Annotated in this window: 21 protein-coding genes; 15 read left to right on the top strand and 6 right to left on the bottom strand. The window is 75.1% G+C overall.

The genetic code is table 11. The features are described from left to right. Positions 1 to 273 precede the first annotated feature (273 nt). The gene (locus ACZ7GX_RS20395; protein ID WP_498778618.1) at positions 274 to 1,884 is read left to right on the top strand and encodes an outer membrane protein assembly factor BamB family protein; all 1,611 of its coding nucleotides are present in this window, start codon (positions 274 to 276) and stop codon (positions 1,882 to 1,884) included. Positions 1,885 to 1,979: 95 nt separating this feature from the next. On the opposite strand, the gene ACZ7GX_RS20390 is transcribed toward ACZ7GX_RS20395, so the two are convergent. Both ACZ7GX_RS20390 and ACZ7GX_RS20385 read right to left on the bottom strand, forming a co-directional pair. After that, on the bottom strand, positions 1,980 to 2,909 hold the full coding sequence (locus tag ACZ7GX_RS20390; protein ID WP_498778617.1) for a S66 peptidase family protein: 930 nt from the start codon (positions 2,907 to 2,909) through the stop codon (positions 1,980 to 1,982). Next, positions 2,906 to 4,819: a prolyl oligopeptidase family serine peptidase gene (locus ACZ7GX_RS20385; protein ID WP_498778616.1), complete on the bottom strand. Its 1,914-nt coding sequence runs from the start codon at positions 4,817 to 4,819 to the stop codon at positions 2,906 to 2,908. Before ACZ7GX_RS20385 ends, ACZ7GX_RS20390 begins: the two co-directional genes overlap by 4 nt. 117 nt (positions 4,820 to 4,936) lie before the next feature. On the opposite strand from ACZ7GX_RS20385, the gene ACZ7GX_RS20380 reads away from it, so the two are divergent. From ACZ7GX_RS20380 to ACZ7GX_RS20345, 8 genes are all read left to right on the top strand, one after another. After that, positions 4,937 to 5,503, top strand: a complete 567-nt coding sequence (locus tag ACZ7GX_RS20380; protein ID WP_230567929.1) for a DUF3090 domain-containing protein — start codon at positions 4,937 to 4,939, stop codon at positions 5,501 to 5,503. 29 nt (positions 5,504 to 5,532) lie between these two features. Next, positions 5,533 to 6,306, top strand: a complete 774-nt coding sequence (locus tag ACZ7GX_RS20375) for an SCO1664 family protein (RefSeq protein WP_498778615.1) — start codon at positions 5,533 to 5,535, stop codon at positions 6,304 to 6,306. 110 nt (positions 6,307 to 6,416) lie between these two features. Further along, on the top strand, positions 6,417 to 6,890 hold the full coding sequence (locus ACZ7GX_RS20370) for a GNAT family N-acetyltransferase (RefSeq protein WP_498778614.1): 474 nt from the start codon (positions 6,417 to 6,419) through the stop codon (positions 6,888 to 6,890). Beyond that, a complete protein-coding gene (locus ACZ7GX_RS20365) occupies positions 6,891 to 7,652 on the top strand; it encodes an aminoglycoside phosphotransferase family protein (RefSeq protein WP_498778613.1) in 762 nt (253 codons plus the stop codon). An 11-nt stretch (positions 7,653 to 7,663) separates the two neighbouring features. Further along, positions 7,664 to 8,470, top strand: a complete 807-nt coding sequence (locus tag ACZ7GX_RS20360; protein WP_498778612.1) for a DUF3097 domain-containing protein — start codon at positions 7,664 to 7,666, stop codon at positions 8,468 to 8,470. Positions 8,471 to 8,510: 40 nt separating this feature from the next. Further along, positions 8,511 to 8,936 (top strand): NfeD family protein, encoded by a 426-nt coding sequence (locus tag ACZ7GX_RS20355; RefSeq protein WP_498778611.1) that lies wholly within the window; start codon positions 8,511 to 8,513, stop codon positions 8,934 to 8,936. 16 nt (positions 8,937 to 8,952) lie between these two features. Further along, the gene (locus ACZ7GX_RS20350; protein ID WP_498778610.1) at positions 8,953 to 10,164 is read left to right on the top strand and encodes an SPFH domain-containing protein; all 1,212 of its coding nucleotides are present in this window, start codon (positions 8,953 to 8,955) and stop codon (positions 10,162 to 10,164) included. 146 nt (positions 10,165 to 10,310) lie between these two features. Beyond that, on the top strand, positions 10,311 to 11,276 hold the full coding sequence (locus ACZ7GX_RS20345) for a hypothetical protein (protein ID WP_498778609.1): 966 nt from the start codon (positions 10,311 to 10,313) through the stop codon (positions 11,274 to 11,276). Between the two features lie 56 nt (positions 11,277 to 11,332). Here the strand turns inward: ACZ7GX_RS20345 and ACZ7GX_RS20340 are convergent, their stop codons facing one another. Further along, entirely contained in the window at positions 11,333 to 12,712 is a 1,380-nt protein-coding gene (locus ACZ7GX_RS20340) for an amidase family protein (protein ID WP_498778608.1), read from the bottom strand. Between the two features lie 36 nt (positions 12,713 to 12,748). After that, positions 12,749 to 13,123: a DUF1707 SHOCT-like domain-containing protein gene (locus ACZ7GX_RS20335; protein ID WP_498778607.1), complete on the bottom strand. Its 375-nt coding sequence runs from the start codon at positions 13,121 to 13,123 to the stop codon at positions 12,749 to 12,751. Between the two features lie 100 nt (positions 13,124 to 13,223). On the opposite strand from ACZ7GX_RS20335, the gene ACZ7GX_RS20330 reads away from it, so the two are divergent. Beyond that, positions 13,224 to 14,108, top strand: a complete 885-nt coding sequence (locus ACZ7GX_RS20330) for a pentapeptide repeat-containing protein (RefSeq protein WP_498778606.1) — start codon at positions 13,224 to 13,226, stop codon at positions 14,106 to 14,108. Positions 14,109 to 14,184: 76 nt separating this feature from the next. Here the strand turns inward: ACZ7GX_RS20330 and ACZ7GX_RS20325 are convergent, their stop codons facing one another. Beyond that, entirely contained in the window at positions 14,185 to 14,697 is a 513-nt protein-coding gene (locus tag ACZ7GX_RS20325) for a CGNR zinc finger domain-containing protein (protein ID WP_498778605.1), read from the bottom strand. Positions 14,698 to 14,895: 198 nt separating this feature from the next. Here ACZ7GX_RS20325 and ACZ7GX_RS20320 point away from each other — a divergent pair, with 198 nt between their 5' ends. Further along, the gene (locus ACZ7GX_RS20320; protein ID WP_498778604.1) at positions 14,896 to 15,570 is read left to right on the top strand and encodes a TetR/AcrR family transcriptional regulator; all 675 of its coding nucleotides are present in this window, start codon (positions 14,896 to 14,898) and stop codon (positions 15,568 to 15,570) included. On the opposite strand, the gene ACZ7GX_RS20315 is transcribed toward ACZ7GX_RS20320, so the two are convergent. Continuing rightward, positions 15,475 to 16,362, bottom strand: coding sequence for a ferredoxin family protein (locus ACZ7GX_RS20315; protein ID WP_498778603.1), 888 nt, complete (start codon positions 16,360 to 16,362; stop codon positions 15,475 to 15,477). The two genes, ACZ7GX_RS20320 and ACZ7GX_RS20315, sit on opposite strands and share 96 nt — an antisense overlap. Before the next feature lie 143 nt (positions 16,363 to 16,505). Here ACZ7GX_RS20315 and ACZ7GX_RS20310 point away from each other — a divergent pair, with 143 nt between their 5' ends. The 4 genes from ACZ7GX_RS20310 to ACZ7GX_RS20295 are packed head-to-tail and all read left to right on the top strand — an operon-like array spanning position 16,506 to position 18,726. Beyond that, on the top strand, positions 16,506 to 17,204 hold the full coding sequence (locus ACZ7GX_RS20310; RefSeq protein WP_498778602.1) for an alpha/beta fold hydrolase: 699 nt from the start codon (positions 16,506 to 16,508) through the stop codon (positions 17,202 to 17,204). Next, positions 17,192 to 17,905, top strand: a complete 714-nt coding sequence (locus tag ACZ7GX_RS20305) for an SDR family oxidoreductase (RefSeq protein ID WP_498778601.1) — start codon at positions 17,192 to 17,194, stop codon at positions 17,903 to 17,905. Before ACZ7GX_RS20310 ends, ACZ7GX_RS20305 begins: the two co-directional genes overlap by 13 nt. Positions 17,906 to 17,962: 57 nt before the next feature. After that, positions 17,963 to 18,109, top strand: coding sequence for a hypothetical protein (locus tag ACZ7GX_RS20300; protein ID WP_498778600.1), 147 nt, complete (start codon positions 17,963 to 17,965; stop codon positions 18,107 to 18,109). Then, a complete protein-coding gene (locus tag ACZ7GX_RS20295) occupies positions 18,106 to 18,726 on the top strand; it encodes a class I SAM-dependent methyltransferase (protein WP_498778599.1) in 621 nt (206 codons plus the stop codon). The genes ACZ7GX_RS20300 and ACZ7GX_RS20295 overlap by 4 nt, the downstream gene beginning before the upstream one ends. Positions 18,727 to 18,738 lie beyond the last annotated feature (12 nt).

Genomic DNA, 18,738 nt, shown 5'->3' with positions numbered 1-18,738 from the left:
CCCGAGCCTCCGCGACGGCGGTCCGAGCTGTCGGTCGGGCCGTGGATCGGGTCACCAGGTCGTGGGTCGGTCCGGTCGCCGAACGCGGCGGCGGCCGTGGTGCCGGCCGTCGGGTCGGCGGCGGAGGGTAGTCCGTCGAGGGTGGGTCGGGATCAACCGATCGGCTCGGTCGGGGTGGACCTTCTCCCGACGGGATCGGGTCCTTTCGTGGCTCGTGGTCGTCGGGTTCCGCTGTCACGGTGGAGAGGCTTTCCACGATGGCAGGGGGATGGAATGCCGATCTCTGAACGGGTAGTGGCGTTGGTGGCGGCGGCTTCGGCGGTGGCGTTGCTCGGGGGCGGGGGCACGTCGGCCTCGCCGGGGCGGCCCGAGCGGTCGGGTGACTGGGTCACCTGGTCGAAGGACGCGTCCGGGTCGCGGTATGCGGCGGCGGAGTGGCGGATCACGCCTCGCACCGTGTCGAAGCTGAAGGTGAAGTGGGCGTTCGCGTTCCCGAAGTCGGCGGCTCCGGTGCGGAGCCAGCCCGCCGTGGTCGGCGGGGTGGCGTTCTTCGGCGGGCCGGACGGGAAGTTCCACGCGCGGGACGCGCAGACCGGCGCGGAGGTGTGGACGACGGACCTCTCCGGCATCGCTCCGGGCGCCCGGCCGGCAATCCCGTGGGACAGCCCGTCGGTGTCGGGCGGGCGGGTGTACTTCGGCGACATCCGGGGCTTCGTCTACTCGCTGGACCAGGCCACGGGTCGGGTGGTGTGGGCCGAGCAGGTCGACGCGCACCCGGCGGCGACGGTGACCAGTTCACCGATCGTGCACGACGGGAAGGTGTACGTCGGCACGTCGAGCGGTGAGAACGCGGCCACCAGCCCGGACGGGACCGACGACCCGAACTACCCGTGCTGCACGTTCCGCGGCCACCTCGACGCCCTCGACGCGCGCACCGGCGAACTGGTGTGGCGCCACTACACCGTGCCCGAACCGCAGGCGGTCGGGACGTGGCCCAGTGGCGCGACCCGGTACGAGCCGTCGGGCGCCGGGGTGTGGAGCTCGCCGGTGGTCGACCCGCGCAGCGGCACGGTGTACGTCGGCACCGGCCAGAACTACACCGGCAGCGCGGGCGACTTCGACACGTTGCTGGCGCTGGACCACCGCACGGGCGCGGTGAAGTGGCGCAACCAGGTCACGAAAGCCGACACGTGGCGCGGGTTGTGCACCAGCCCCGACCCGGAGGGCTACTGCCCCGGCCTGAAGGACGGCTCGGCGTTGGACTACGACATCGGCGCGACGCCGAACCTGTTCACCGTCGACGGGCGGCGGCTGGTCGGGGTCGGGCAGAAGATGGGCGTCTACCACGTGTTCGACGCGGCGACCGGCGAGGTGGTGTGGCGTCGGCAGCTGGGCGTGCCGCTGCCCAACGGCGGCATCTCGGGCATCCAGTGGGGCACGAGCTACGACGGGCACCGGCTCTACATCGCGACGTACTTCGCCGACCCGGGCACGGTGTTCGCGGTGGACCCGGCCACGGGCCGCGTGCTGTGGGAGACGCCGAACCCGGCGGACGGCTGCACGACCGGCGGCGCCGCGGCGCACCCGGAGGTCTGCACGCTGGGCCACGGCCCGGCGGTGACGAGCAGTCCGGGCCTGGTGTGGGAGGGCGGCAACGACGGCAAGCTGCGGGCGTACTCGGCGCGTGACGGCCGGGTGCTGTGGACCTACGACACGATCCGGGACTTCACCGGCGTCAACGGCCTGCCGGGTCGCGGCGGCACGATCTCCGGTGGTGGCGGTGGCGCGGTCGTGGCCGACGGGATGGTGTACGTGCAGGCGGGCTACTCGCCGGAGTACCCGAACCCGGACGGCGGCGACGTGCTGCTCGCGTTCGGCCTGTGACCGTCGGACCGGGGGAACGGCCGGACCCGGTGAGGACCGGCGACTGGAGCCGGTGACCGGGTCAGGTGGCAGCGACGGCGGCGACGCCGGGGTGCTCACGTCACGACGGTGACCACCCCGGTGCCGCCGTCGACCTCGACCGGCACGCCGAGGGGCACGGTGAGCTGGCCCTCGCAATGCCCGAACCGGGCGTCGGCGACGATCGGCACACCGAGTCCGCCGAGCCGGTCGGCGAGCACGGCGGACGGGTCGCCGCACCCCGTCCACGAGCCGAGGACGAGCCCGGCGACCTGGTCGAACCACCCGGACCGCAGCAAGTCGGTGAGCATCCGGTCGAGGCGGTACGGCTCTTCGTTGACGTCCTCGAGCAGCACGACCGCGCCGGGAGGCGGCGGCGCATCGAGCAGGCTGAGGTTGCCGCCCACGGCGACACCCCGCGCGACTCCGGGCGCCATGCCGACGCCCCGGTAGGACGTCACGCCGGTGAACAGGGCGGTGCGGAGCCGTTCGCGGGCGTCGGTGTCCTCGACGAACGCCCTGGTGCCGATCATCGGCCCGAACCACGTGGGCACGCCGTGCGCCAGGAACCGCTCGTGCAGCACGGTGGTGTCGCTGGAGCCGACGAACACCTTGCCGTCCGCGGCGGCCGCGACGGCGGTCCAGTCGACCAGGTCGACCATGCGCAGGCTGCCATAGCCGCCCCGGGCGCACAGCACCCCGGCCACGGTCGGGTCCAGCCAGGCCCGTTCGAAGGAGCGGGCGCGGTCGGCGTCGTGGCCGGCGAGGTAGTCCAGCGTCGGGTGGGTGTCCAGGGCGTGGGCGTCGATCCGCACGTCCAGGCCCCATTTGCGCAGCCACGCGGTGCCTGCGTCGAGGAGTTCGGCCGAGCACGGTCCGGCCGGGCTGACCACGACGACCCGGTCGCCGGGCCGCAGCAGCGCGGGCCCGGCCGCAGCGGACCCTGAGGTGGCGGACCCTGAGGTGGCGGCACCCGAGCGGGCGGCGCCGGCCGCGTGGGGCGTCACCGGCGCAGCTCCAGGACCGCGATCCCCTCGGGCGTGAAGCCGAACACCTGCCCGTAGAACGACAGCTCGGCCTCCAGCGCGGCGACGATCGTCTCGGCCTTGCGGAACCCGTGCTGCTCGCCCTCGAACGTGAGGTAGGCGTGCGGGATGCCGGTGCCGTCCAGCGCGGAGGCGAACCGGTCGGCCTGCTCCGGCGGGCAGATCTCGTCCTCCAAACCCTGCAGCAGCAGCACCGGCCCGGCCAGCCGGTCCACCCGGTGCGACGGCGACCGCTCCGCGTACCGGTCGGCGGCGGCGGGCCAGGGCCCGACCAGGCCCTCGACGTAGCGGGACTCGAAGTCGTGGGTCTCGCCGCCCTCGCCGGTCCAGCCGGCCAGGTCGAGGATGGGGAACGCGACCATGCCGCACCGGTAGGTCTTCACCGAGGTCAGCGACGCGGCCGAGGTCCAGCCGCCCGCGCTGCCGCCGCGGATGGCGAGCCGGTCGCCGTCGGCGGCGCCGGAGTCGGCCAAGGCCTGGGCGACGGCGGCGCAGTCGTGCACGTCGACCACGCCCCACTGCTCGCGCAGCCGTTCGCGGAACGCCCGCCCGTAGCCGGTGGAGCCGCCGTAGTTGACCGCGACCACGCCGATGCCGCGGCTGGTCAGGTAGGCGAGCTCCGCGTCGAGCACGGGCGCGGAACGGCCGGTGGGCCCACCGTGGACGTGCACGACGTAGGGCGGTTTCTCGCCCTCGGGGGCGGCGAAGTCGGGGTTGCACGGCGGGTAGACGTAGGCGGGCACGTCGCCGTCCGGCCCGCTGAACACGCGTTCCTCGGGCACGGGCAGGTACTCCACCGGCAGCGCCGACTCGGCGGAGGTGTGCTCGGTGAGCACGCCGGTGGACAGGTCCAGCGACACCACGGCGGACTCGGCGAGCGGTCCGGCGGCGCCGCTGACCAGGACGCCGTCGTGCACGGCGAGGTGCGCGTGCCAGACGGGCTGGTCCACGTCGACGTCGGTGACGGTGCCGCTGCGCTCGTCGAGCACGGCCAGCGCGCCGGAGCGCAGCACGGCGTAGCGGCCGGGGCCGATGGCGGCGAACCAGCGGTTGCCCAGCCGCCACATCGGCCCGCCCAGCTCCGCCGCGCACGGCGCGAGGTTCTCCGCCGTGCCGTCCAGGCCGATGCGGAACAGGTTCCACCAGCCGTCGGGATCGGTCAGCGCGAGCAGGGAGTCGCCCTCCCACTCGACCTGGCACACGGCCTCGGTCTCGCCGCCCGCCAGGACGCGGTGGTCGGAGGAGCCGACCTCGGCGACGCACAGCTCGGTGCCGTCCCACGGCATGCGGGGGTGGTCCCAGCCGATCCAGGCGTAGTGGCGGCCGTCGGGCGAGAGCCGCGGCCCGGTCATGAAGTGGTGGCTGGCGGCGAGCACCCGCGGCGGGGAGCCGTCCAGCGGCAGCGCGACCAGTTCGCGGCGCACGTCGGTGCGGGCGTCGCCGGTCACCGTCTCGCGCACGCACCACACCTCGGCGTGGCCGGGTCCGGCGGTGAGGTCGGCGTAGCGGTAGCCGTGCCGGCGCGCGGGCTCGGGGCTGAGCGGGACGGGCCGCGGGTCGTCGGGGTCGAACAGGTAGACGCGCTGGTCGTCCCAGTTCGTGAACGCCACCCGAGTCCCCTCGGGGGTGTCCAGCACGACCCAGGGCCGGCCGCCGTACTCGTGGACGCGGTTGCGCACGTTCCACGGCGGGGGCAGCAGGTCCTGTCCGTCGCGCACCAGCGCGACGCGGCCGCCCTCGGCGGGTCGTCCCTCGGCCCACCAGGGACGACCGTCGTGCAGGTCGACCCACTGCAGGCCCCCGCCGGCCGCGGCGGCGTCGGCCGCGGCGATGGGCGATGTCCACGTTCCGTACGGTGCGATCTTCACCACCCGGCGACCTTATCCGGGTGCGCGGCGCCGACCGGCCGGCGGTCGTGTTCGCCGGTCGTGGAAAAGCAAGGGGCAGGGCTGCCGATCTTGCTCGCGTGGCCTAGGGTCGTCGTTGTCATGGCACGCGTCATCCACGTATTCCGCCAGCCCGACCGGTTCGTCGCCGGCACAGTCGGGCAGCCTGGCGAGCGCACGTTCTACCTGCAGGCCTCCGAGGAGGCCCGGCTGGTCAGCGTGGCGCTGGAGAAGCAACAGGTCGCCGTACTCGCCGAGCGCATCGGCTCGCTGCTGGAGGAGGTGCACCGGCGGTTCGGCGCCGACGTCCCCGACGCGGTCCCCGAGGACCTCCGGGACACCGAACCGCTGGCGGTGCCGGTCGAGGAGGAGTTCAAGGTCGGCACGATGGGGCTGGGCTGGGACGCCGAGTCCCGCGCGGTGGTCATCGAACTGCTCGCGATCACCGAGGAGGAGGTCGACGAGGCGGTGGTGCTCGACGACACCGAGGAGGGTCCGGACGCGGTGCGGGTGTTCCTGAGCCCGGTGGAGGCGCGGGCGTTCGCCGAGCGCGCCGACCGGGTGGTGCGGGCAGGGCGCAAGCCGTGCCCGCTGTGCGCGGAGCCGCTGGACCCGGAGGGGCACGTGTGCCCGCGGCAGAACGGCTACCGCCGTTCGGACGAGGGCTGAGCGCGGCGGTGGGTCCGGCGGACGACGGGGTGCTCGACTTACTGCGGCGTGGCCGCATCGACGTCGAGGGCCGGCTGGTGGACGCGTCGAACGCGACGCTGTTCTGCAGGATCAGCCTCGACGGCGTGACCGCGCAGTGCGTGTACAAGCCGGTGCGCGGCGAGCGGCCGTTGTGGGACTTCCCCGACGGCACGCTGGCGGGCCGCGAGGTGGCCACGTACCTGGTGTCGGAGGCGGCCGGTGTGCACGTGGTGCCGCCGACGGTGCTGCGGGAGGGTCCGTTCGGGTCGGGCATGGTCCAGTTGTGGGTGGAGACCCGCGAGGACGACGACCTGGTGGACATCGTGCCGGTGGACGAGGTGCGGCCGGGGTGGCGTTCGGTGCTGCGGGCGCACGACCGGTACGGGGAGCCGGCGGTGCTGGTGCACGCCGACCACCCGCGGGTGCGGTTGATGGCGGCGTTCGACGTGGTGGTGAACAACGCCGACCGCAAGGGCGGTCACGTGCTGCACGCGCTCGACGGCGCGGTGTACGGGGTGGACCACGGGATCTGCCTGCACGGCGACGCCAAGCTGCGCACGGTGCTGTGGGGGTGGTTGGGCGAGGAGCTGCCCGGGGAGGCGGTGGAGTCGCTGCGGCGGCTGCGGTCGTGCCTGGACGGGGAGCTGTCGCAGCGGCTGCACGAGCACCTGACGCGCGCGGAGGTGCGCGCGTTGACCGAGCGGGTGGAGAAGCTGCTGGCGGCGGGGGTGTTCCCGAAGCCGTCCGACGAGTGGCCGGCGATCCCCTGGCCCGCGTTCTGACCGGGCCGCGCGTGCCCGCCGGGCCCGGGTCCTGACCGGCGCGGACGCCGGCGGGCGGATCCGGGCGGGGAACCTTCTGGCGTCGCGGGTGCGTGTTGTCTACTTGCCGCGTGGACGTCGAACTGCGCGAGGTGACCGCTGCCGACGTGTTGCTGTTCTTCGAGCACCAGCGCGATCCGGAGGCGGTCCGGATGGCCGCGTTCACCCCGTCGGACCCGTCGGACCGGGCGGCGTTCCTGGTGCGGTGGGCGCGGATCCTGGCCGACGACTCGGTGGCGGCGCGGACGGTGGTGTTCGACGGCGACGTGGTGGGCCACGTGGGGCGGTTCACCCGGTTCGGTGGGCCCGAGGTGACGTGCTGGATCGACCGCGAGCACTGGGGCAAGGGGTTGGCGACGGCGGCGTTGCAGCGGTTCCTGCGGGAGGAGCCGCTGCGCCCGCTGTACGCGCGGGCGGCGGTGGACAACGTGGGGTCGCTGCGGGTGTTGGAGAAGTGCGGGTTCGTGCCGGTCGGCGAGGACGTGGGGTTCGCGGAGGGGCGTGGTGAGGACGTGGAGGAGTTCATCCTGAGGTTGGACGGCTGAATGGCGTCGTTGGAGGACCGGATGACGCGGCGCTTCGGGCCGGGGGTGCGGTCGTGGCTGGACGGGCTGGACGCGCTGGTGGCGGGGTTGTGCCGGGACTGGGGCCTGGAGGTGGTGCGGTCGTTCTCCGGCGGCACGTCGCACGCGCTGCTGTGCACGCGCGGCGGTGAGCCGGTGGTGTTGAAGGTGACGCCGGAGCCGGCGATCTCGGTGCAGGAGCACGCGGCGCTGCGGGCGTGGGAGCCGTCGCCGCGGATGGTGCGGGTGCTGCGGGCGGATCCGGCGCGGGGCGCGTTGCTGCTGGAAGGGCTGGTGCCGGGCACGCCCGCCGCGGACGGTCCGGGGTTGGCCGAGGTGCTGCGGGCGCTGCACGTCGCGCCGCCGGAGGGGTTCCCGCCGTTGCACGAGCGGGTGGACTTCATCTTCGGTGTGCTGCGCCGGCGGCACCCCGGCGACCACGACGCGGCGCACGCGAAGGCGGCGGCGCTGGCCCGTGACCGGGTGGCGGCGACGTTGCTGCACGGCGACCTGCACTTCGGCAACGTCCTGGACGCGGGCGAGCGCGGGTTGGTGGCGATCGACCCGCGGCCGTGCGTGGGCGACCCGGCGGTGGACGCGGTGGACTTCGCCTACGCCTCTCCCGACCTGCGCGACGGGATCGAGCGCTGGTCGGCGGTGGTGGACGGGGACCGGTTGGCGGCGTGGTGCGAGGTGTTCGCCGGGTTCTTCCCCGGGCACCCGTCGGTGGCCGGGGGCCGGTAACGTCGCCGGCCGTGCGATCACACGACTACGGCCGCGACGTGCTGTCGGGCCGCAAGCGCAGGACGGTGCCCGAGGTGGTGGCCGAGGTCGGGCTGGTGGCGGAGGACCCGGCGTCGGGGTTCTGCGGCGCGGTGGTGCGGTTCGAGCACGGCCAGGTGGTGCTGGAGGACCGGCGGGGGCGGCACCGGCTGTTCCCGCTGCGCCCGGCGGGGTTCCTGGTGGACGGGCAGCCGGTGACGCTGGTGCGGCCCGCGCCCGAGGCGGCCGCTCCCGCGCGCACGGCGTCGGGCTCGGTGAAGGTCGAAGGGCTGCGGGCCCGCACGGCCCGGGACAGCCGGATCTGGGTGGAGGGCCTGCACGACGCGGAGCTGGTGGAGCGGGTGTGGGGGCACGACCTGCGCGTGGAGGGCGTCGTGGTCGAGCCGCTGGACGGGGTGGACGAGCTGGCCGGCCGGATCGCGGAGTTCGGCACGGGCCCGGGGCGGCGGCTGGGCGTGCTGGTGGACCACCTGGTGGCGGGCAGCAAGGAGTCGCGGCTGGTCTCGGCGATCCGGGACGAGGACGTCCTGGTCACCGGTCACCCGTACGTGGACGTGTGGCAGGCGGTGAAGCCGGCGTCGGTGGGGATCGCGGCGTGGCCGGTGGTGCCGCGGGGCGTGCCGTGGAAGGAGGGTGTGTGCGCCGCGCTCGGCTGGGGCGAGCCCCATGAGGGGTGGCGTCGGGTGTTGGCGGGGGTGTCGGGGTTCCGGGACCTGGAGACGCCGTTGATCGGCGCGGTGGAGCGGCTGATCGACTTCGTGACCGAGCCGCAGGACTGAAACCCCCACCCTCGGTCGCGGATAGTGCGAGGATGGGTGGGTGGCCGCGCTGATCTGGTTGATCCTCGGTGTCGTCCTGGTGGCGGCCGAGATCCTCTCGGGCGACTTCGTGCTGGTCATGCTGGGTCTGGCCGCGTTCGGCGCGGCGGGCGCGTCGGCGTTGGGCGCGGACGTGGTGCTCAGCGCGATCGTGTTCGGCCTGGTGTCGCTGGGGCTGGTGGCGGGCGCGCGGCCCGCGATCAAGCGCCGGATGGCGTTGGGCCAGGGCCACCGGTCGGGCGTGGAGGCCCTGGTGGGCAGCACGGCCGTCGTCGTGTCCACTGTGGACGGCCACGGCGGTAGGGTGCGGATCGGCGGCGAGGTGTGGTCGGCGCGGTCGTTGGACCACGAGGTCATCGAGCCCGGCGCCGAAGTCACTGTTGTCGAGATCTCGGGCGCGACCGCAGTGGTGCTGTCCGGGGCCTGAGTGGAGGCGGGGAGAGTTGACCACCACGCTGATCGTCATCGCGGTCCTGGTGCTGTTCGTCCTGATAGTCACGGTGAAGTCGGTGCTGGTGATCCCGCAGGCCACGGCCGCGGTGATCGAGCGGCTGGGCCGCTACCGCACGACCGCCGCGCCGGGGTTGAACATCCTGGTGCCGTTCTTCGACCGGGTGCGGGCCCGGATCGACCTGCGCGAGCAGGTGGTGTCGTTCCCGCCGCAGCCGGTGATCACCCGGGACAACCTGACGGTGTCGATCGACACGGTCGTCTACTTCCAGGTGACCGATCCGCGGGCGGCGGTGTACGAGATCTCGAACTACATCGTGGGTGTGGAGCAGTTGGCGACCACGACGCTGCGCAACCTGGTCGGCGGGATGAGCCTGGAGGAGACGCTGACGTCCCGTGACCAGATCAACAACCAGCTGCGCGGGGTGTTGGACGAGGCGACGGGCCGGTGGGGCATCCGGGTGGCGCGGGTGGAGCTGAAGGCGGTCGACCCGCCGCCCTCGATCCGCGACTCGATGGAGAAGCAGATGCGCGCGGACCGGGAGAAGCGCGCGATGATCCTCAACGCCGAGGGCCAGCGGGAGGCGGCGATCAAGTCCGCGGAGGGCCAGAAGCAGGCGCAGATCCTCTCGGCGGAGGGCGCGAAGCAGGCGGCGATCCTGGGCGCGGAGGCGGAGCGGCAGTCGGCGATCCTGCGGGCGCAGGGTGAGCGGGCGGCCCGGTACCTGCAGGCGCAGGGTCAGGCGAAGGCGATCGAGAAGGTGTTCGCGGCGATCAAGGCGGGCAAGCCGACGCCGGAGGTGCTGGCCTACCAGTACCTGCAGACGTTGCCGCAGATGGCGCAGGGCGACGCGAACAAGGTGTGGCTGGTGCCGTCGGACTACGGCAAGGCGCTGGAGGGTTTCGCGAAGATGCTGGGCGCGCCGGGCGAGGACGGCGTGTTCCGCTACGAGCCGCCCGCCTACGAGCAGCCGGTGAGCTCGGCGCCGGAGCAGGACGACGCGTCGGTCGCGGAGTGGTTCGACACGGCTCCGGACCCGGCGGTGGCGGAGGCGGTGCGCGCGGCGGAGGCCGTGGCGCGCAAGGAGGTGCCGGGCCCGTTGGAGCAGGCGTCGGTGGAGCGCGGGGCGGAGCGCGGCACGTTGGGGTCGTCGCCGGCGGCGCGCGAGGTCGGGGCCGGGGAGCCGCGTCCGCTGCAGGAGTGAGCACCGGTCAGTGATCTTGGACGCAGTGGTGGGGCGTCGGCGGTGGTCGCCGGCGCCCCCTTTCGCGTGGTCGGGGCGGGTCCGGCGGGCGGAAGGGCGTCCGAGCGGGTCTCGTCGGGCCGGTCGGGGTGCGGTTGGATGTCGCGGTGGACGCTTTACCCGGTCGTGCGGCGGCCGCGCTGGCCCGTGTCGACGTCCCGTGGTCGGCGCGGTGGGACGAGTTGGCGGCGGTGGTGGCGGAGCTGTCGGCCCTGGTGCGGGGCGGGCCGGGCGCGGCGGTGGTGGCGCGGGAGTTGGCCGAGGTGCTGGTGCGGGCCGCGCAGGGCGGCGAGCAGCGGGTGGCGTTGGCCGGGTTGGTGGATCGGGTGTTGGACCTGCACGCGGTGGCGTGCGCGGCCGGGCCGTCGGTGGACGGTGGTGAGTTGGCGGCGTGGCTGTTGTGGGTGCAGACGGGGTTCGCCGAACCGCCGGAGGTGCGGTTGGCGGCGTACGCGTCGGCGTTGGGCGAGGACGGGCTGGCGTCCTACCGGGCGGAGGCGGTGGCGCGGTTCGAGCGGCTGCCGGTGATCGGGTTCGGGGAGACCGGCCGGTACGACCGGGAGCGGTGGGCGTTGCTGCGGGTGATGGAGGAGTTGGCCGAGCACACCGGTGACGTGGACCTGCAGGTGCTGGTGCTGTCGCGGGACCTGTCGTCGGGCTGGCACTACCTGCGGGTGGCGACGGTGCTGCGGGACGCGGGCCGGTCGGCGGAGGCGGTGGCGTGGGTGGAGCGGGGTCTGGCGGCGACGGGCGGGCGTGGCGCGGCGACCCCGTTGGTGGACCTGGGCGTGGACGAGTGCCTGCGCGCGGGGTGGCTGCAGCGGGCGGTGGACCTGCGGCGGCGGGCGTTCCTGGCGCATCCGGTGTGGGAGGCCTACGTGCGGCTGCGGTCGGTGGCGTCGTCGTCCGGTGACTGGCCCGCGGTGCGCGAGGAGGTGCTGGGACGCCTGGCCGAGGGGCCGGACGACGTGCTGCGGCGGGTGGTGCAGGGCGAGGTGGACGCGGTGGCGGGCGGCCCGGTGCCGGAGTGGTTGCGGCGGTGGCGGTCGGAGCTGGCGCGGCGGGAGCGGTAGCGGCGCGTCCCGCGCGTTCGACTCGGGGGTTCCGGAGCGTCGGACACGCGCGCGGGTCAGGGGTAGGCGGGTGGGCGGCGGTCGGTCCAGGGGCGGGCGCGTTCGAGTTGGCCGGCGGCGGTGAGGATGGTGCGGTCGTCGTCGGTGGTGGCGACGAGCTGCACGGCCAGGGGCAGGCCGGTGCGGGTGTGGCCGGCGGGGACGGCCGCGGCGGGGTTGCCGGTGATGTTCCACAGGGGCAGGAACGTGGTCATGCGGGCGGCGGCGAGCAGCGCGGCGAGGGTGGGTCGGCGGTTCCACTCGCCCACGCGCAGGGGCGGCCGGGTGAGCACGGGGGTGAGCAGCAGGTCGTGGTGGTCGAAGAGCCGGTTGGCGTGGTCGGTGAGCTTCGCGGTCTGGGCGAGGGCGGCGCGCACGGCGGGCGCGGGCAGGGAGCGGCCGAGGGCGGCGACGGCGCGGGTGCGGGCGTCGAGCCGGTCGGGTCGGTCCAGGGCCTGTTCGGTGGTGGCGGCGCTGTGCAGGTAGCGGGCGGCGAGCACGGCGGGTCCGGCGACGTCGTGCAGGTTGTCGGGGTCGACGCGGGTGACGTCGTGGCCGAGGTCGGCGAGCAGGCCCGCGGTGTCGAGGACGGCGTCGCGGACTTCGGGGTCGACGGGGATGCCGCGTCCCCAGGTGCGCAGGGACACGGCGATGCGCAGGGTCCGGGTGGCGGTGACGGCGGCGGCGTGGTCGCCGCCGGGCGCCAGGACGTCCAGGAGCAGGGCGGCGTCGGCGACGTGGCGGGTGATGGGTCCGGCGGCGACCAGGCCGCCCCAGACGTCGCGGTCGGGGGTCAGCGGCACGTGGCCGCGTTGCGGTTTGAGGCCGAACAGGCCGGTGCAGGCCGCGGGGATGCGGACGGAGCCCGCGCCGTCGGTGCCGACGGCGGCGCCGACGAGGCCCGCGGCGACGGCGGCGGCCGACCCGCCGCTGGACCCGCCGGGCGAGTGGTCGGGCGACCAGGGGTTGCGGGTGGCGCCGGCCCAGGTGGACTCGGTGTACGGCCACAGGCCGAGTTCGGGCATGCGGGTGCGGCCCACGACCACGGCGCCGGCCTCGCGCAGGCGGCGGACGATCTCGGCGTCGGCGGGCGCGGTGGTGTCGACCGCGGCGGTGCCCTTGGTGGTGGGCAGTCCGGCGATGGCGAGGTCTTCCTTGACCGCGACGGGCACGCCGAGCAGGGGCGCGTGCTCGCCGCGGGCGAGGCGGGCGTCGGCGTGCTCGGCGTCGGCGAGGGCGCGGTCGGTGAACACGAGCCGGAACGCGTTGAGGCTCCGGTCGTGCCGGTCGATGCGGCGCAGGCATTCGGCGACGAGGGCGCGCGAGGTGAACGCGCCCGATCGCAGCAGCTCGGCCTGTCGGGCGGCGCCCGCGAAGCACGCGTCGGTCAGGTCCATGGGGCGGACTCTAGGGCAGGAGCGGGTGCGGGTGGATCAGGCCGCCGGGGTGATCGGGTCGCGCCGCCGGCGGTGCCGCAGGCCGCGGTGCGCGAGCAGGGCGATGAGCAGCAGCGGCCACGGGAACGGCAGGGGCGAGGCGATCCAGGCGACGGCGAGGACGAGCAGCGCGATCGGCAGCAGGGGCGGCCGGTGCCGTGCGGGCGGGGCGGGCGGTGGCGGCGGCTCGGGCAGGTCGGCGGTGAGGGTGGCGAGCTCGTGGTGGTGGACGGCGGTGTAGGCGGCGGCGATGCGTTCGTCGGCTTCGGCGAGGGTGAGGCGGCCGTCGCCGACGGCGTCGCGCAGCCGCGCGGCGGTGCGTTCGCGGTCGGCGTCGGAGGCGCGCGGGGCCGGGCTGTGGGTCGGTTCCATGCCGTCGATGCTCCGCTCGGGCGCGTGTCTCGGCGTCGGGCACGAAGCGGTGACGGGAAGTACGTCCGTGGACGTAGGCGGGACGGGCATGATCGGGGGTATGTCGTCGTGGCTGATGCCGTTGGCGGTGGCCGTGGTCATCGTCTGGATTGGCGTGCGTCATGTGCGCGCGTCGCGTTCGGAGACGTTGTTGGACGAGCACGCGCGGCGGCGGGTGGGGCCGGAGGCGGGTGCGGCCCAGGCCCCGGTGTCGGTGTGGCGTGAGGCGAACCGGTTGTTCCGGGCCGGCGAGGAGGAGGGGTTGTTGCTGCTGGCCGAGATCGGCCGGCAGGCGCCGCGGCGGCGGCAGGCGGTGGTGACGTCGTGGCTGGCGGCGTTGCGCGGCGGGGTGAGCCTGGGGTTGGACGCGCCGTGGCGCACGGCGGTGCAGCGGGAGCTGGTGTCGCACCTGCGGCCGGGCGCGGACTTCTGGCCGGGGATGGACGTGGTGGCGCCGGGGGCGATCCTGGTGGACTTCGACCTGTCGGGGTGCCGGGTGAACCGGGTGGACCTGATGGGCGCGGTGTTCCTGGGCGACGCGCGGTTCGAGGCGATGACGGTGACGGGTGACGCGAACTTCGCGGGCGCCCGGTTCCTGCGGCACGCGGTGTTCACCGACGCGTTGTTCGCGCGGTCGGCGTCGTTCGGGTTGGCGGTGTTCGCGGGGAACGTGTCGTTGCGGTCGGCGCAGGTGGCCGACCAGTTGGTGTTCGCGCGGGCGAAGGTGTCGGGTCGGGCGGACCTGCGGCGGGCCGAGGTGTCGGGCCGGGCGGATTTCCGGCACGTGCGGTTCGGCGGGCGGGCGTTGTTCGGCGACGTGGTGTTCCACCAGGACGCGTGGTTCCGGCACGCGTGGTTCCGTGGTCGCACGGACGTGGGGTCGGCGTTGATCGGCGAGGCGGCGGAGTTCGGCAACGCCCGCTTCGGCCGCCGCGTCATGCACTGACCGACCGGCGGGGACCCGCGCCGGTCCCGGTCGGCACGGGCGTGGTCGGGTGCTTGTGCGGGAGCGCGGGTGTGGGTCAGGCGGTGCGGGTGCGGTGGTCGGCGACGTGGACGCGGTTGGCGCAGCGGGTGGTGCAGAAGCGGCGGCGGCCGTTGCGGGAGGTGTCGACGTAGACGGTGGCGCAGCCGGGCCGTGCGCAGCGGCCGAGGCGGCCGGGGTCGTCGCAGACGACGTGGGCGAGGCCGGCGGCGGTGAAGGCGCGCAGCCGCTGCGGCGTGGGCGCGTGTTCGGGCGCGAAGTGCAGGTGGGGCCGCCTGCCGTCGTGGGTGGAGATGTAGGGCTTGGCGGCGGCTTCGGCGAGCAGGTCGTTGACGAGGGCGATCTGGTCGGGGGTGTGGTCGAAGACGGGTGCGAGGCGGGCGGCCCAGGCGGTGAGCTCGCGGGCCTGGTGGTCGTCGAGGGCGCCGAGGGGTTTGTAGCCGTGCTCGCGCAGCAGGTCGAGCAGCTCGTCGGCGGTGCTGCGGGGGTCGGCGTTGACCAGGGCGGCGGCGAGTTCGGCCGCCGCCCCGCCGTAAGGGTTGAAATGCACTGAACCATGACACCACGCTGGTCGGGTGAACACCAGATGCCCTTGTTGCGGGTGGCCCAGCGCCGAGCGCGTGTATCCGGTCTCGTCCCACGGCGCGGTGGACTACGTGCGGTGCGTGTGCGGGGTGTGGTTGGTGCTGGAGGCGGGGCGGGTGGTGGCGACGGCGGGCCGACCTCGATCGACTAGTGTCCCGTCACCGTGACGAGCCGTCGGGACCTGCTGTGCGACTGTGCGATCTCGGTGCTGGCGGCGGAGGGCGGCCGCGGCCTGACGCACCGCGCGGTGGACCGGGCGGCGGGTGTGCCGGAGGGCACCACGAAGAACTACTTCCCGTCGCGCGACGCGTTGCTGGGCGCGGCGGCGGCGCGGATGACCGCGTTGCACGCGGCGGCGGTCCGGCGGTTGCGGGAGACGACACCGGCCGGGATCTCGCCGGCGGAGGTGGCGCAGCTGTACCCGGCGTTGCTGCGGCGCGCCGTGGTGGAGGACCCGACGCAGCTGTTGGCGATGGTCGAGCTGTACCTGGAGGCGGTGCGCCGGCCGGGTGTGCGCGCGGCGTTGGGCCGGATGGCCGTGTCGAACGCGCAGGCCGGCGCGGGGCTGCACGCGGCGGCGGGCCTGCCGAGCACGGCGCGGGACGCGGGCCTGCTGGACGCCTACTTCCTCGGCGTGGCGGTGTCCCTGCTGGCGTTGCCCGCGGACGCGTTGGCGGCGGTGGGCCTGGACGACCCCCACGCGGTGGGGCTGGGCCTGTTCCGCGCGGCGGTGCCGGGACGGTCAGGCGACGGGGACGAGCCGTCGCACGGCGGTGGCGACGAGCCCGGTGGCCGGGGTGGGGGCCGCGCCGCAGCTCGCGGGCCGGGCGGCCGGTAGGTCGCGCCCGGCGACGGTGACCTGCCAGGCGCTGCCGTCGACGTGGTGGACGGTGTCGCCGCGCACGGTGAGCACGTCGCGGTCCTCGCCGGTGAGGTCGCGGACCGCGAGTTCGGCGACCTGGCCGTGCGACGGGTGGGTGGAGCGGCCCCGGCAGCGGTCGGTGACGACGTGGCCGCGGGCGGCGTGGTCGAGCAGCCGGGCGGCGAACTCGGTGTCGAGGCGGCCGTAGGTGTAGCCGGTGGGCAGCAGCACGCCGGTGGGCGCGAAGCGGTGACCACCGGTGTGGGTGCACTCCCAGACGGCGTCGGGCCGGGTCGCGGCGAGGGCTTCGGCGAGGGGCCGCCCGCGCAGGGCGCAGCACACGTCGCGGCGGCTGTTGGCGCACACGAGCAGCAGCGGCCCCGTGACGGGCGTGCCGAACCCGGCGGGTTCGCCCGCGGCGAGGGCGGCGAAGTCGACGTCGAGCAGGGCCGCCGGGTCGGCGACGTCGGTCCGCTCCAGCCACGGCCGGCCGGGGGTGGTGGCGGCGAGGTAGACGCGCCGCGGCGCGTCGTGGTGGGTGTCGGCGTGGCGGCCGGGACGGCGGATCAGCAGGACCCGCACACCCGTGTCGGCGGCGCGGCGGGCCAGTTCGGCGCCGAGCGCGGGGTCGAGGCGGCTCTGGGTGAGCGCGTCGCGTCCCCAGGGCCCGGGCTGTTCGAGGCAGATCCAGGCGGCGGCGGTCGCGGCGGTGCCCGCCTGGGGTTCCTCGAGGTCCGCGGAGATCGCGGCGCAACGCGGCTCGGTCACGCCTTCAGGGTGCCCTGGCGCGGCCGTTCGAGTGACACCGGGGTGCGGGTTCATGCGTTCGGGAAGCTCGTGGTTGCTGTGCGTGTGCCGTGTTCGCGAGGGGTGGACGCCGTCCGGGCCCGTCGGGACGTAGGTTCGGGGTCATGGTGATCACGGGTGAGGCGGCGGGCGTGCGCTTCCTGGCGGTGCCGCCGGCGCGGACCGGCCGGCGGTTGGTGGTCGTGTGGCACCTGCTGGGCGAGCCGGGCACACCGGAGGCCATGGCCGAGGCGCTGCCGCTGACCGGGGTGGACGCGTGGCGCCTGTACGCGGCGCTGCCGCCGTGGGGCGAGGGCCCGGACCAGGTGGTCGACGGCTACGCGGCGATGGTGGAGTCGGCGGTGGCCGCGATGCCCGCGCTGGTCGCGGCGGCACGCGCCGAGCTCGGGTGCGACGACGGGCCGGTCGACCTGGTCGGCGGTTCGGCGGGCGGGCACGTCGCGCTGACCACCGCCCTGCGGCGCGTCGTGCCGGTGCGGCGGGTGGCGGTGGTGAACCCCGCGGTGCGGGTGCAGGCGGTGGTGCAGGCGTCCATCGACGTGGGCGCCCTCGACTCCTACACCTGGACGGACGCCTCGCGCGCCGCGGTCGAGCCGCTGGACGTGCTCGACCGGGCCACCGCGCTGGACGTGCCGCTGCTGGTGGTGCGGGGCGCGCAGGAGTACCCGGCGTTCCGGCCGGTGCAGGCCCAATTGTGCGCGGCCGTGCCCGGCGCGCGCCTGGTGGACGTGCCAGGGCTGGCGCACATGCTGGTGACCGCGCAGGACGTGGTGGACGCGGAGGTGACGGCGTGGCTGGCCTGATCGTGGTGACGGGCGGCAGCCGGGGCATCGGCGCGGCGGTGGTGCGGCGGGTGGCCGCCGACGGGCACCGGGTCGTGATCGGCTACCGGGCCGCGACGGCGCAGGCCGAGGCCCTGGCACGGGAGGTGGGCGGCGTCGCGGTGCGGGCGGAGGTGTCCGACGAGGCCGACGTGGACGCCCTGTTCGACGCCGCCGCGGAGCTGGGCCAGGTGACGGGCGTGGTCGTCAACGCCGGGATCACCAGCCCGGTGGGCCCGCTGGCGCAGCTGCGGCCCGAGGACCTGCGCCGGGTGATCGACGTCAACGTCGTGGGCGCGCTGCTGTGCGCGCGGCGGGCGGCGCAGGACCTGGTGGCGGGCGGGTCGATCGTGTCGCTGTCCTCGGCCGCCGCCACGCTGGGCTCACCGGGCGAGTACGTGCACTACGCGGCGAGCAAGGCGGCGGTGGACGCCATGACCGTGGGGTTGGCCAAGGAGCTGGGTCCGCGGGGGATCCGGGTGAACGCGGTGGCGGCGGGCACGGTCCGCACCGCGATCCACGAGCTGTCCGGCGTGCCCGACCGACCCGACCGGGTGGCGTCGGCCATCCCGTTGGGCCGACCCGGCGAGCCGGAGGAGATCGCGGAGGCGGTCGCCTGGCTGTTGAGCGGGGCGGCATCGTTCACGACCGGCGCGGTGCTGCGGGTCGCCGGAGGGCTGTGAGCGCCCGTCGGCACCGGCCCGCGGCCGTGGCGGTGACGCCGGTACTACTGTCACCGCATGGTGCGACGGCCGCTGGCCCCCTCCGATCGCCGTGAACGCCCCGGCGGACCGGCGCGCGGCACGGCCGGGGACGCCGCGGTGCACGAGCGCGGCCGGGCGCTGACACCGGCGTCGGCTGCGGCGGGGCGGGCGTCGGTCCGGTGATCACCGGACCGGTGGAGGACTTCGTCCGCTCGGTGACGAGCGCGCGCCCCGTGCCCGTGGCCCCGGACATCGTGCTGCGCACCGCGGACGACGTGACGGCGCTGTGGGAACGCACCGGCTCGCCCGAACCGCCGTTCTGGGCGTTCCCGTGGGCGGGCGGCCAGGCGCTCGCCCGACACGTGCTCGACCACCCCGACCTGGTGGCGGGTCGCCGGGTGCTGGACCTCGCGTCGGGCTCCGGGCTGGTGGCGGTCGCCGCGGCCCGCGCGGGCGGCCTGGTCACGGCCAACGACATCGACCCGGTCGCGGTGGCGGCGATCGGCCTCAACGCCCGCGCCAACGACGTCACCGTCACCATCGCCGCCGGCGACCTGCTCGACACCGAACCCGACGTCGACGTGCTGCTGGCCGGCGACGTCTTCTACGACCGGGACATGGCCGCCCGCGTCGAGCCGTTCCTGCTGGCCGCGCACCACCGCGGCGTCCTGGTGCTGGTGGGGGACCCACAGCGGTCCTTCATGCCGCGCGGCTGGACGCTGGTCGACGCCCTCCCGGTGCCGGTGCCACCACACCTGGAAGGCGTCGCGGTCAGGACGACCAACGTCTGGCGCCCCTAGCGGAGACCGACC

This window comes from Actinosynnema sp. NPDC037264 (genome assembly GCF_055603705.1).
The sequence above is the reverse complement of the archived record's forward strand: the minus strand, read 5'-3'. Positions and strand labels throughout refer to the sequence as shown.